The following is an 11,665-nucleotide window of genomic DNA, read 5'->3' as shown; positions in this document are numbered from 1 at the left end:
CTGCTTTACGATACGGCCTCTCCGGTGTGCTCGCCGCGCGCTTCCGCCGCCGCCTGCTCGCGCAGGAACCGGCGGATAACCTTGCCCGAGGTCGTCAGCGGCAGGCTGTCGACGAACGCGATCTCGCGCGGATATTCGTGCATGGACAGCCGGGTCTTCACCCATTCGCGAATGGACGCCGCGACACGGTCGTCACCGGTGACGCCGGGGCGCAGCACGACATAGGCCTTGACGATCTCGGTCCTGACCGGATCGGGCTTGCCGACGGCCGCGGCAAGCTGCACGTCCGGATGGCCGGCAAGACAATCCTCGATCTCGCCGGGCCCGATGCGGTAGCCCGACGAGGTGATGACGTCGTCGTCACGGCCGAAGAAGGTGAAATAACCCTCCTCGTCCATCACCCCCTGGTCGCCGGTCGTCATCCAGTCGCCGATGAACTTCTTCTCGGTCGCCGCCTCATTGCCCCAGTAGCCGAGGAACATCACCGGATCCGGTCGCTTCACCGCCACCTGCCCGACGCTGCCGGCCGGCAGTTCGCGGCCTTCGCCGTCGATGATCGCCACCCGGTGGCCGGGTGCGGCCTTGCCCATCGACCCCGGCTTGACGACGCCGAGATCGGCGGCTGACGAAATGACGATGTTGCACTCGGTCTGGCCGTAGAACTCGCTGACCTCGAGACCGAGCGCCGCCTTTGCCCATTCATAGGTCTCGCGGCCGAGGGACTCGCCAGCCGAGCCGATGGTTCTCAGATTAAGCCGATAGCGCTCGCGCGGGTTCTCGACTGCCTTCATCAGCCTGAGCGCCGTCGGCGGAATGAAGGCGTTGCGCACGTCCATCTCTTCCAGGATGCGGAAAGCCGTATGCGGATCGAACTTCTGCGCCGGCGACGACACGACGGGCACGCCGTGCAGCAGCGACGGCAACAATGCATTGAGCAGCCCGCCCGCCCAGGCCCAGTCCGCCGGCGTCCACATCCGGTCGCCCGGCTGCGGCAGGAAGTGATGGTGGAACTCGAAGCCCGGCAGATGGCCGAGCAGCACCCGGTGCCCGTGCAGCGCCCCCTTGGGCGGTCCGGTGGTGCCGGACGTATAGATCATCAGCGCCGGATCGTCAGGGCCGGTATCGGCCGGCACGAAGCCGGAGGGATCGCCGGATGCCAACGTCGAAAACGCGATCGTTCCCGGCTGCGGCTGGTCCTCTGCCAGCACCACCAGGCGCAGGTCCGGCAACAGATCACGAATGGCCGCGATGCGCTCATAGCCGAAGCCGTTGGTCACGATCGCCGAGACGCCGGCATCGCGCAGCCGGTATTCGAGCGCCTCGACGCCGAAGAGCAACGCCAGCGGCAGCGCGATCGCGCCATGCTTGTAGATCGCCGCATGGGCGATCGCCGTCTCGAACCCCTGCGGCAACAGGATGGCGACGCGCTCGCCGGGAACAATGCCCTTCCCGAGAAGCCCCTTTGCGAAGGCCGAGGACTTCAGGGCGAATTCGCCGTAGGTGAGCGCCTGATGTGCGCCATCGGGATTGAAATGCTGAAGACAGACGCGCTCCGGGTCCCGCGCCGCCCAGTCGTCGCTGACGGCAACGCCGATGTTGAACTTCTCCGGGATCTGCCAGCGGAAGGCGCGGTAGAGTTCGTCGTAGGTCTCTATTCTCGGTAACATGACGCTGCCATGACAGTTTTCTTGCTGCAGCGCACCTAACACCTTCGCGGGCCGCTATTCAATAACCGGCACGACAACACTGCGCAGTCGCGTTTTCCTTGCATCGTCGCAAGCGCCGTCAAGCATTTGCCGCGTTCAGCCCTGCGGTGTTTCGCTGATGAGCATCCGGACATGACCGAGTATCCGGCGGAAGCCGCCGATCCCGCTGCCACCGCGGGCGAGCAGGACCGCCCCCTGCCATGCCGCCGTCACGATCGCCGCTCGTGACGCCGCCTGCTGCGGCGACCATCCCGTTTGAACGAGGTTCGATGCCATCAGCCGTTCGGTGTCCGCCAGCACGCCTGCCGCCAGTTCGCGCATCGCGGGGGTTGTCGTCACCGGATCAGCCATCGTCTGCCCGACCGGGCAGCCGATGATCTCTCCCTGTGTCGCGTAGAACGTCTCGATCCGGAAGAGCACCCGCTCGATGCGCTGCAACGGCGAAAGATACGGGTCCTCGAAAATTGGCAGTGTTTCATCGCGAAAATGCGCCACCGCCTGCGCAAACAGAGCCTCGAACAGCGCCGCCTTGCTCGGAAAATGGTGTGTGAGCTTGCCAAGCGATATGCCGAGTGCGGCCGTGATCTCCGAGAAGGAGGATGCCGCATACCCACGGACGAAGACGAGCCGGCCGGCGGCTTCGAGGATCTCGTCTCGGGTACGAAGTCCCTTGTCGTACCCCATAGCGCCTACCTCGCCGATGCGATCGAACGCCGGAAGAACCAGAAAGTCCCGCCCGGCACGAAGCTGAACAGCACCGCCTTTGCAGTCCAGCCGCGTGGCTGATCGCGCAGGGACAGTTCATTGATCACGGCCCAGATGTAGGTGAGGAAGGCAACGCCGTGCAAAGGGCCGAGAAAGCGGGTGATTTCTGGAATGCCGAAGCCGTGCTTCAGGGGCACGCCAACGAATACGAGCAATAGCAGCGTCGTTCCCTCAGCGATCGCGGCGATGCGCAGCAGGCGCGAGAGCGGAGGGCGGGATTGCAGTTCGGACATATGCGGCCTCACTTGATGATGGCTGGGAAAATGATGGCTATGGTCAGCGCAAAGCTGGATACCTGCAGGCAGCGGACGCGAAACGCCGAAACCTTGCCATTGCCACGACGCAGCGAAGCGGCAGTCCCGGAGATCGCGCCATGCAACGCCGTCATCGCCAACACGCAGACAAGCTTGACCTGAAACCAGGGCTCCCCAAGCGTTTCCGCCCCCCGCAGGAAAAACAGCGTCGCACCGACGAGGAGGGTCGCAAGCATCGCGGGATTGACCACCTGGCGCAGCCCACGTTGCACCACGACGCTCAAGAATGCGGCATCACCGTTCTCGGCAAGCATCTGCCGTTGGCTCGATAGCAGAACGACAAGCAGGCATTGCCCACCGAGCCACAGGACAACCGAAGCGACATGCGCCGCCTTGATCCAGAGGTAGTACGGGAAAATCAACTCGAGCATCGCGGACCCAAAACAGAAAGGTCATTCTGTTTTATTGATACATGCTCGGATGTCACTGCGACAAATCGGCTGTCCCACCTAGAAAGGAAATGAACCATCTGGAGTGAAGTGGCAGAACAGCGCTCAAATTGCACTTCATTCTAGCTTTGCATCAGACTCATCTGACTACATGGTGAGGCCGTCAAGATAGGGGCGATTCATGAAGTGCATCTCTGAACTTTTGATGGGATTGGCGGGAGCGACATTGGTCGTCATTAGCGCAGTTCAACCGGCGGAAGCTAACAGTGACAATGGCCAAGGCCAATCTTGTGAAATCGTCAACTTAGCATACGCGGCAACCATGAACGCTACCCGGTCGAGCGTGACGGTTTATGCCGAGCAGGACGATGGATCTTTAGTGTTTACTGCCGATTTGCGAACCCAGTCAGGTACTAATTATCTGAAAGATTCAACGCGAAAGCAATGGATCCGGTACCCACAGACAAAGTGGGTTCCAGCGGACCAATCTGGCCCGAAAATAACTGACTGTGTATTTGAGGGTGATGAGAGTCACCTGGGTCTCGCAGCAAAGCACTATTCAGCTATCCGTCATGAGGTGCCGCAGGTCTCTAAAGTGGATTTTTGGATTACGCATGACGATGGACGAATTGTAAAAATGCGAATTGGGCCGTGGGGAGTCAAGCTTAAGTCCGGACTAGGACTAGTTGAAATCCGGAAGTTCGATGATGAGGCATTGACCCCTCCACTTTGATCCGCAGCCGCAGACTTGCGCTTCCATTCGGACGGTATGTCCGATGATTTTTCGAAACCCTGAACCGGAATTACATGCGCCTATCAGTTCCACACGACGCTGAAACAGCGCTCCAATCGCGCCGTCGTCCAGTTTCCGTGAAAACCTTAAACAACTGCGCCGGCACGTCTGCACTCGCACCGGTTGGCCGCCTAGGCTTCTTCTTGTTCTGTTTAGCGGGCGCTTCCACTGGACCCAGTGAGGAATTGTAAGCAGCGAGATTGTTCCGGGGTGCGAAAATGTGGGCAAAAACAGCGAAAAAGAACAACAAAAACAATAGCTGTCTAGGATAGGTGGTGCCCCATGCCGGGGTCGAACCAGCACTCCTTTCGGAACTCGATTTTGAGTCGAGCGCGTCTACCAATTCCGCCAATGGGGCTCAGGGAAGTGCGATATCAGCGGCTCGGGTTTACACTGAGGATTTCGCCGCGGTCAACCATCATTTTCAGGATGCACGACCAACAATCACGAAAGCGTGCGGACCCGTCGCAGCCGCCACGATTTACAGTGTGACCGATCCTGCCTAAGAAGGCGCCATCCAGTTTGGACTGCGGCATCCCTCGGTTTCGAGCTGCCGCCCGCGAGGTATAGATGATCGACGCCGCCACCCAATCCCGCCAACACCTCTTCATCGCCATTGTCGTCACGCTTGGCATGGCGGCGACCGTCGGCGGGGCGCTCGGCTTCGAACATATCGGCGGCTATATCCCCTGCGCACTCTGCCTGTTGCAGCGGGATCCATACTACTGGGGCATCCCGGTCGGTGTTCTGGCAATCGCCACAAGCGCGTTCAAACTGCCAGCATGGACGACCCGCACCCTGCTCCTGATCGTCGGCATCCTGATGCTCGTCGGCGCCGGCATGGGCGTCTATCATTCGGGCGCCGAATGGGGCTTCTGGGAAGGGCCGTCGACCTGTGCGACGACCGCTCAAGGCGTTTCGTCCAATGTCGGCGACCTGCTCGGCGATCTCGATTCCAAGCACGGCCCGTCCTGCACGGAGGCGGCACTGCGGGTGCTCGGCCTGTCCTTTGCCGGATGGAACGTGATTGCCAGCCTCGTGCTCGCAGCAATCGCCCTGCGCGGCGCTGCCAAGGCACGCTGATTTCGCATCAATCCATGACACTCAGGGCGTCATGACGCGGCGACAGGTAACGGCCAAACACGGCACACACCTGTCCCGACCCCGCACTGGGCTCGATCCGGCAAGTAGGCACGAACAGCGTCAGGGCTGCAGTTCGACGTCCCAGTAGAGATAGTCCATCCAGCTTTCATGCAGATGGTTCGGCGGGAAGAGCCGGCCGTTGTTGTGCAGGTCCTGAACCGTCGGCTGGTAGGGCCTCTGGTGCGGGAACATGCCGGCCTGCTTCGGCAGCTTGCTGCCCTTGCGCAGATTGCAGGGCGAGCAGGCTGCGACGACATTGTCCCAGGTCGTCTGGCCGCCGTGAGCGCGGGGCACCACGTGATCGAAGGTAAGATCGTCGGGCGAACCGCAATACTGGCATTCGAATTTATCGCGCAGGAACACGTTGAACCGGGTGAAGGCCGGGTGGCGTGAGGGCTGCACGTAGCTCTTGAGGCATACAACGCTCGGAAGCCGCATCGAGAAGCTCGGAGACGACACCGAATGTTCGTACTCGGCAAGGATGTTTACGCGGTCAAGGAAGACAGCCTTGATCGCGTCCTGCCAGGACCAAAGCGACAAGGGGTAGTAACTCAGCGGTCTATAGTCAGCGTTCAAGACGAGCGCCGGCAAGGCCTGTGGTGAGACTGCAATCGTCAAGCGTATTCTCCTGATCGATTCGGCATCTGCACCTTCTATATTAGGCCCGTTGCAACAGGATTGTGAAGCCGGAAACAAAAATGCGTGCGCTGGATTCGCTTTTTCCTTCAAGGTGTCACAGGAACAGCATCACGGCGCATTTCCTGTGAATAATAGGCCCAGAAGAGACGCGCGGCGACGCTGCGCCAGGGCGACCAGGAGGCCGCGAGCGAATCAATTTCCCGCGCCGTCGGGCGCAATTCGAGACCCAGTCCGTGCCCGATGGCGTTCTGAAGCGCGACATCGCCGGAGGGAAAGACATCCGGGTGACCGGCGCAGAAGAGCAGGTAGACCTCTGCCGTCCAGCGCCCCACCCCCTTGATCGCCGTCAGCTCGCGGATCGCCTCCGACGCCTCGACATTGCAGATCGCGTCGAGATCGATTTCCCCGCCGACGACCACCTCGGCCACGCGCCTGAGCGCCTCGGCCTTCGCCCGCGACAGCCCGATCACCCGGCAATCCTCGTCGCTCAGCGAATTGACACCCGCCGCTGTGACCTCGCCGAGCCTCTCCTCCATGCGCCGCCAGATCGCCGCAGCGCTCGCCTTCGAGACCATTTGCGAAACGATGATGCTGGCAAGGCCGCGATAGCCGGGATCGGTGCGCCGCAGCGGCACCGGGCCGGCCCTTGCAACCACGTGCCCGAGGCGCGCATCGAGCATCACCAGGCCGGAAAGCCCGGCCTCGATGTCCTCATGTGTCCGGATGATCCGCATGACGCCTCCACAAAGCGGATGATTTTTATACCCCTTCCATGGCAAAGGGAAAGCATGCCTGACACGCCACCCGTTTTCCGCTTTGCCCCCAGCCCGAACGGGCTGCTCCATCTCGGCCACGCGCTTTCCGCGCTGCTGAACCACGACATGGCGAAGGCCGCGAACGGGCGTTTCCTGCTGCGCATCGAGGATATCGACCAGACCCGCTGCCGGCCCGAATTCGAGGCGGCGATCTTCGAAGACCTTGCCTGGCTGCGCCTCGACTGGGAGCGCCCGGTACGCCGCCAGTCGGAGCATCTCGACGCCTATGCGTCGGCGCTTCACCGGCTGGACGCGCTCGGCATCGTCTACCCCTCGGCCATGACCCGCGGCGAGATCAAGGCGGCGGTGACAGATGCGGAAGCCGGCGGGCGGATCTGGCCGCGCGATCCGGATGGCAGCCCGCTCTATCCGGGCCGCGAGCGCGAATTGCTCCAAATCGAGCGCGCGGCTCTCGTCGCGAGCGGCAAGGCTTACGCCTGGCGGCTCGACATGGAGAAGGCCGTCGCGCTTTTGGGAAAAGACCGTCTGACCTGGGCCGAGAACGGCCATGGTCCTGAAGGCGAAACGGGCACCATCATCGCCAATCCCGCTGCCTGGGGCGACATCATCCTGTCGCGCTCCGATGCGCCTTCGAGCTACCACCTCTCCGTCGTCGTCGACGACGCGCTGCAGGGCATCACCCATGTGGTGCGCGGCCGCGATCTCTATCAGGCGACCGCCGTTCACCGACTGCTGCAGCAGCTTCTCGGCCTGCCGGAGCCGCTCTATCACCATCATCGGCTGGTGCTCGGCCCGGATGGCCGCAAGCTCTCGAAGAGCAATCAGGATACTGGCATCGCAGCCTTCCGCGCCGCCGGTCGCACGCCGGAGGAGATCCGGGTGCTAATCGGCTAGGTCCTGCTCTTCGCTCGCCGCTTCGCCACCGTTGCGGAGCTGGAAGCTGCGCCGCACCATGCGCTTGACCCGGTACTTGAGGATCGCCGCATTGATCTCGGCGCCGATGATGAAGATTGCCGCGATCATATAGAGGAAAACGAGCACGATCATGATCGACGCCAGGCCCGCATAGGTCGAGACATAGGTGGCGAAGGTCGTGAGGTAGGAGGCAAAGGCATAGGCGCCGATCGTCCAGCAGACGAGCGTGAGCACGATACCGGGGAGCACGTCGACCACCTTGCGGTGGCCGTCGGGCAGCCAGAGATGTGACACCAGCAGACCGCCGGTCAGCATGACGAGCGCAAGCGGCAAGCTCCAGTTGTCGACGGTCGCAAGCACCCCGCCGAGCCATGGCCACCATTCCCCGGCGTAACGCACCGCGAGCGGCACTGCGACCAGGAGGATGCTGAGCGCCGCAAGGATCAGCACGCCGGCAAGCACGAAGCCAAGGCTCGCAAGCCGGGTGGCGTACCAGTAGCGGCTCTCGGTAACGCGATAGGCGCGGTTCAGCGAGACGCGCAGCGCCTCCACGCCGTTGGAGGCAAAATAGGCTGCGGCGAGAACGGAAATGGTCAATAGCCCACCGCGCGGGATCGTCAGCACCCGCACGATTTCGTCGGCGACGGGCTTGGCGATCGATTCCGGCCAGGCATCGAAGATCAGGTGTACGGCCGTTTCGGCGAACTGATCGGCGCCGAGAAAACTGCCGAGCGCCGTGCCGAAGATCAGGAAGGGAAAGACGGCCAAGAGCGACGAGAGCGCCACGTGACTTGCCATCGCCCAACCGTCGTCGAGGCTGAAATGCCAGAGCGCATCGAAAACGACTTTCCAGGTGATGCGTATAAATGCTGGCATTCCATTCCAATCCTACGAGGCGCCGGGACCGCACTATCAGTACGTCCGTCTCGGCGCCGTTTCCTTGGCTTCGCATGACCCCGACGGCGACAACGCTGGCGGGTTCCGGCTTGCGCAATTCAATTGTATCCCGCCGATGAATATGGGAAACCGAGGCAGGATTTCTACAGGATTCGACCGGATGACGGATCGCCCCACAATCATTGTCACCGGATGCTCGTCCGGGATCGGTGCCTATTGCGCCCGCGCGCTGCACGCCGACGGCTGGCGGGTCTTTGCCACGGTACGACGGGAAGAGGACCGCCAAGCCCTTGAAGCGGAAGGCATCGAGACCTTCCTGATGGACTATACGAAGCCGGAAACCATCGCTGCACTGGCCGATACGGTGCTGGCGCTTTCCGGCGGGCGCATCGACGCGCTGTTCAACAACGGCGCCTATGGCCAGGCGGGTGCGGTCGAGGATCTGCCGACCGAGGCGCTGAGGCTCCAGCTCGAGACCAACGTGATCGGCTGGCACGACCTGACGCGGCGGGTGATTCCGGCCATGCGCGCCCGGGGCAGCGGCCGCATCGTGCAGTGCTCCTCCATTCTCGGCATCGTGCCCTACCGCTGGCGCGGCGCCTACAACGCCTCCAAGTTTGCGATCGAGGGCCTGTCTCTCACCCTCAAGATGGAGCTGGCCGGCAGCGGCATCGAGGTGAGCCTGATCGAGCCGGGGCCGATCACATCCAAGTTCACCACCAACGCCATCGCCTATATCGAGCGCTTCATCGACCTCAAGAATTCGGTGCATCGCGCCGAATACGAACGGCAGATGCGCCGCCTGAAGGGTGAAAGCAAACCGGCGGCCGGCAAGCTCGGGCCTGATGCGGTTTACGCGGTTTTGAAGCACGCGCTGAGAGCAAAGAAACCGAAACCGCACTATATTGTAACAAGGCCCGCCAAACAGGGCGCGCTTCTGAAGAAGCTCCTGCCGGCGGCATTGTTTTATCGCATCATCGGCCGACTTGGCTGAAGCAGAATTGCAAGGAAGAGTTCGATGTCCAGCTTCTTTACCGGCCTGACCCTGTTCGTCATGGGCCTGGTCGTGATCGTCCTGATCCGCGGCCTCGTGAACATGGCGAAGGGTGGCAGCGGCAACACCTCAAACAAGCTGATGCAGGCACGCGTGCTGTTGCAGGCAATCGCGATCGTGCTGATCATGGTGACCCTTTGGATCACCGGCGGCGGCCGCCCGACCTAAGGCGCAATTCCTGACGGAAATCCTTCGTGGAATTGCTCTAGAGGACGATGACGACAGATGGTGAAGCTCAACAAGATCTATACCCGGACGGGTGACAACGGCACCACCGGGCTCGTCGCCGGGCCGCGCCGGCTAAAGAGCGATCTCCGGGTCGATGCCTATGGCGCGGTGGACGAAACCAATGCCTTCGTCGGCCTGGCGCGGCAGCACACCGCCAACAGCACCGATCTCGACGGCGCGCTGATGCGTATCCAGAACGACCTCTTCGATCTCGGCGCAGACCTCGCCACGCCCGACACCGGCGAGACGCCGCAATACGAGCCGCTCAGGATCGTGGCAGCACAGGTGACCTGGCTTGAAACCGAAATCGACCGGCTGAATACCGAACTTGATCCCTTGCGCTCCTTCGTGCTTCCGGCCGGGAGCCCCGCCTCCGCAGCCCTCCACGTCTCCCGCACGGTCGCACGCCGTGCGGAACGCCAGCTGGTGGCCCTTGCCCAGATCGAAGGCGAGATCGTCAGCAAAGACGCGATCGCCTATATCAACCGTCTGTCGGATTTCCTGTTCGTCGCGGCCCGCTTTGCAAATGACAAAGGTCAAGCCGACGTCCTTTGGATTCCCGGAAAAAACAGATAACGTCGGCTTCCGCATCGTCGCCCGATCCAGATTCGGCGGGAGGAATGGGCCACAACTTGTGCTTCCGGAGACCGCATGTTCATTCCGCTTCACGATACGAACACCCTCAAGCACATCAAGGTCCAGTACGTCACGATCAGCCTGATCGTCATCAACATCGCCGTCTGGCTGATCACCGGTCCGATCGCGTCTGAAGAATTCGCCAACGCCGCGCTGCTCGGCTTCGGCTACATCCCCGCGCTCATCTTCGATTACGCCCAGCTCGATCCCTCGCTCGTCGTCGTCCCCGACGGCTTCACCTTCGTTACCTATTCCTTCCTGCATGGCGACTTCATGCATCTCGCCATGAACATGCTGTTCCTCTGGGTGTTCGGCGACAATGTCGAGGATGCGCTCGGACACTTCCGCTACCTCGTCTTCTATCTTCTGTGCGCCGCCGCCGGGGCGCTGGCGCACGGGCTTCTCGACCCGGCCTCCGAAGCCCCGCTGATCGGCGCGTCCGGGGCGATCTCAGGCGTCGTTGCGGCCTATTTCCTGCTGCATCCGAAGGTGCGCGTCTGGGTTCTGGTCTTTTTCCGCATTCCGCTGCCGCTGCCTGCCGCCATTCCGCTCGCCTTCTGGATCGGCCAGCAGTTCTTCATGTTGGTCGTCGATCCCGGCAGCGGCGTTTCCTGGAGCGCCCATGTCGGCGGCATCCTCGCGGGTCTGGTTCTGGTGGTCATTTTGCGACGCCGCGATGTGCCGCTGTTCGACCGCACGATCGTCACCCCGCGCGCCGTCGAGCACAAGGCGGAGCCGGTCACCGCGGGCCAGCAGCCGCCGTCGGATGCGACAAGACCGCCCATCCCCTGGGGACGCCAGACCTGATCCTGGCAGCCGCGAAGGCGAGGCCCCGACGCGGATCTACCGCTATTTCAATGGCTTGCCCGAGATGCACCCGACCCATCCGGGACAGCGGTGCGTTAGCCCCCAAGCCACTTGCCATCGCTCATTCTTACGTGTACGTAAACGTAATTCCAATTCTCGGGATTATACCGATTTAGCGCCATGCACAGCGATTGTAATTGGAGAAAAAACGCGTATCGATGTCGCCAACCGACAATCAGGCGGCTCCGTTAAGGCGCATTTTCCTGCGAAAGCTCTTGGAGGGAAGAATCCATGAAAATACTTGTGACGGTGAAGCGGGTCGTTGACTACAACGTCAAGATCCGCGTGAAGGCAGACGGTTCGGGCGTCGAGCTTGCCAACGTGAAGATGTCGATGAACCCGTTCGACGAAATCTCGGTCGAAGAAGCGCTGCGGCTGAAGGAAGCCGGCAAGGCGGACGAAGTCGTCGTCGTGTCCGTCGGTCCGGCCAAGGCCGAAGAGACGCTGCGCACGGCGCTTGCCATGGGCGCCGACCGCGCCATCCTGATCGAGACCGAAGACCAGGTCGAGCCGCTCGCCGTCGCCAAGATCATCAAGGGCGTT

General features: G+C 62.0%; 15 protein-coding genes and 1 tRNA gene. 8 read left to right on the top strand and 8 right to left on the bottom strand.

Annotation, left to right across the window (positions count from 1 at the left end):
- Positions 1 to 5: 5 nt before the first annotated feature.
- From XB14_RS01785 to XB14_RS01770, 4 genes are all read right to left on the bottom strand, one after another.
- Positions 6 to 1,667 (bottom strand): AMP-binding protein, encoded by a 1,662-nt coding sequence (locus XB14_RS01785; RefSeq protein WP_077959915.1) that lies wholly within the window; start codon positions 1,665 to 1,667, stop codon positions 6 to 8.
- 135 nt (positions 1,668 to 1,802) lie between these two features.
- The gene (locus XB14_RS01780) at positions 1,803 to 2,390 is read right to left on the bottom strand and encodes a TetR/AcrR family transcriptional regulator (RefSeq protein WP_077959914.1); all 588 of its coding nucleotides are present in this window, start codon (positions 2,388 to 2,390) and stop codon (positions 1,803 to 1,805) included.
- A gap of 5 nt (positions 2,391 to 2,395) precedes the next feature.
- A complete protein-coding gene (locus XB14_RS01775; protein ID WP_077959913.1) occupies positions 2,396 to 2,704 on the bottom strand; it encodes a DUF3817 domain-containing protein in 309 nt (102 codons plus the stop codon).
- Positions 2,705 to 2,712: 8 nt separating this feature from the next.
- Positions 2,713 to 3,156: a CopD family protein gene (locus XB14_RS01770; protein WP_077959912.1), complete on the bottom strand. Its 444-nt coding sequence runs from the start codon at positions 3,154 to 3,156 to the stop codon at positions 2,713 to 2,715.
- A gap of 199 nt (positions 3,157 to 3,355) precedes the next feature.
- Between XB14_RS01770 and XB14_RS01765 the strand changes: the two genes are divergently transcribed.
- On the top strand, positions 3,356 to 3,907 hold the full coding sequence (locus XB14_RS01765) for a hypothetical protein (RefSeq protein WP_077959911.1): 552 nt from the start codon (positions 3,356 to 3,358) through the stop codon (positions 3,905 to 3,907).
- A gap of 333 nt (positions 3,908 to 4,240) precedes the next feature.
- Here the strand turns inward: XB14_RS01765 and XB14_RS01760 are convergent.
- A tRNA-Leu gene (locus XB14_RS01760) sits at positions 4,241 to 4,325 on the bottom strand.
- Between the two features lie 212 nt (positions 4,326 to 4,537).
- Here XB14_RS01760 and XB14_RS01755 point away from each other — a divergent pair.
- Positions 4,538 to 5,050: a disulfide bond formation protein B gene (locus XB14_RS01755; RefSeq protein WP_077959910.1), complete on the top strand. Its 513-nt coding sequence runs from the start codon at positions 4,538 to 4,540 to the stop codon at positions 5,048 to 5,050.
- Between the two features lie 120 nt (positions 5,051 to 5,170).
- Here XB14_RS01755 and XB14_RS01750 read toward each other — a convergent pair whose 3' ends face one another.
- Both XB14_RS01750 and XB14_RS01745 read right to left on the bottom strand, forming a co-directional pair.
- Positions 5,171 to 5,728, bottom strand: a complete 558-nt coding sequence (locus XB14_RS01750) for an HNH endonuclease (RefSeq protein WP_043623031.1) — start codon at positions 5,726 to 5,728, stop codon at positions 5,171 to 5,173.
- 107 nt (positions 5,729 to 5,835) lie between these two features.
- A complete protein-coding gene (locus tag XB14_RS01745; RefSeq protein ID WP_077959909.1) occupies positions 5,836 to 6,483 on the bottom strand; it encodes a DNA-3-methyladenine glycosylase family protein in 648 nt (215 codons plus the stop codon).
- A 54-nt stretch (positions 6,484 to 6,537) separates the two neighbouring features.
- Here XB14_RS01745 and gluQRS point away from each other — a divergent pair, with 54 nt between their 5' ends.
- A complete protein-coding gene (gene gluQRS, locus XB14_RS01740; protein ID WP_077959908.1) occupies positions 6,538 to 7,419 on the top strand; it encodes a tRNA glutamyl-Q(34) synthetase GluQRS in 882 nt (293 codons plus the stop codon).
- On the opposite strand, the gene XB14_RS01735 is transcribed toward gluQRS, so the two are convergent.
- Entirely contained in the window at positions 7,408 to 8,316 is a 909-nt protein-coding gene (locus XB14_RS01735; RefSeq protein WP_077959907.1) for a YihY/virulence factor BrkB family protein, read from the bottom strand. The two genes, gluQRS and XB14_RS01735, sit on opposite strands and share 12 nt — an antisense overlap.
- 181 nt (positions 8,317 to 8,497) lie before the next feature.
- Between XB14_RS01735 and XB14_RS01730 the strand changes: the two genes are divergently transcribed.
- From XB14_RS01730 to XB14_RS01710, 5 genes are all read left to right on the top strand, one after another.
- Entirely contained in the window at positions 8,498 to 9,331 is an 834-nt protein-coding gene (locus XB14_RS01730; RefSeq protein ID WP_077959906.1) for an SDR family oxidoreductase, read from the top strand.
- Positions 9,332 to 9,355: 24 nt separating this feature from the next.
- On the top strand, positions 9,356 to 9,559 hold the full coding sequence (locus XB14_RS01725; RefSeq protein WP_034797863.1) for a twin transmembrane helix small protein: 204 nt from the start codon (positions 9,356 to 9,358) through the stop codon (positions 9,557 to 9,559).
- Between the two features lie 57 nt (positions 9,560 to 9,616).
- Positions 9,617 to 10,195 carry a cob(I)yrinic acid a,c-diamide adenosyltransferase gene (locus tag XB14_RS01720; protein ID WP_077959905.1) on the top strand — a complete coding sequence of 193 codons (579 nt, stop codon included), beginning with the start codon at positions 9,617 to 9,619 and terminating at the stop codon, positions 10,193 to 10,195.
- 75 nt (positions 10,196 to 10,270) lie between these two features.
- Positions 10,271 to 11,062: a rhomboid family intramembrane serine protease gene (locus XB14_RS01715; protein ID WP_077959904.1), complete on the top strand. Its 792-nt coding sequence runs from the start codon at positions 10,271 to 10,273 to the stop codon at positions 11,060 to 11,062.
- Between the two features lie 291 nt (positions 11,063 to 11,353).
- Positions 11,354 to 11,665: electron transfer flavoprotein subunit beta/FixA family protein (locus tag XB14_RS01710; protein WP_419178556.1), on the top strand; the 312-nt coding region annotated here is incomplete at its 3' end.

The sequence above is a fragment of the Ensifer adhaerens genome (genome assembly GCF_002007205.1).
Classification (GTDB): Bacteria; Pseudomonadota; Alphaproteobacteria; order Rhizobiales; family Rhizobiaceae; genus Ensifer; species Ensifer adhaerens_D.
This window is presented reverse-complemented; position numbering and strand designations above follow the sequence as displayed.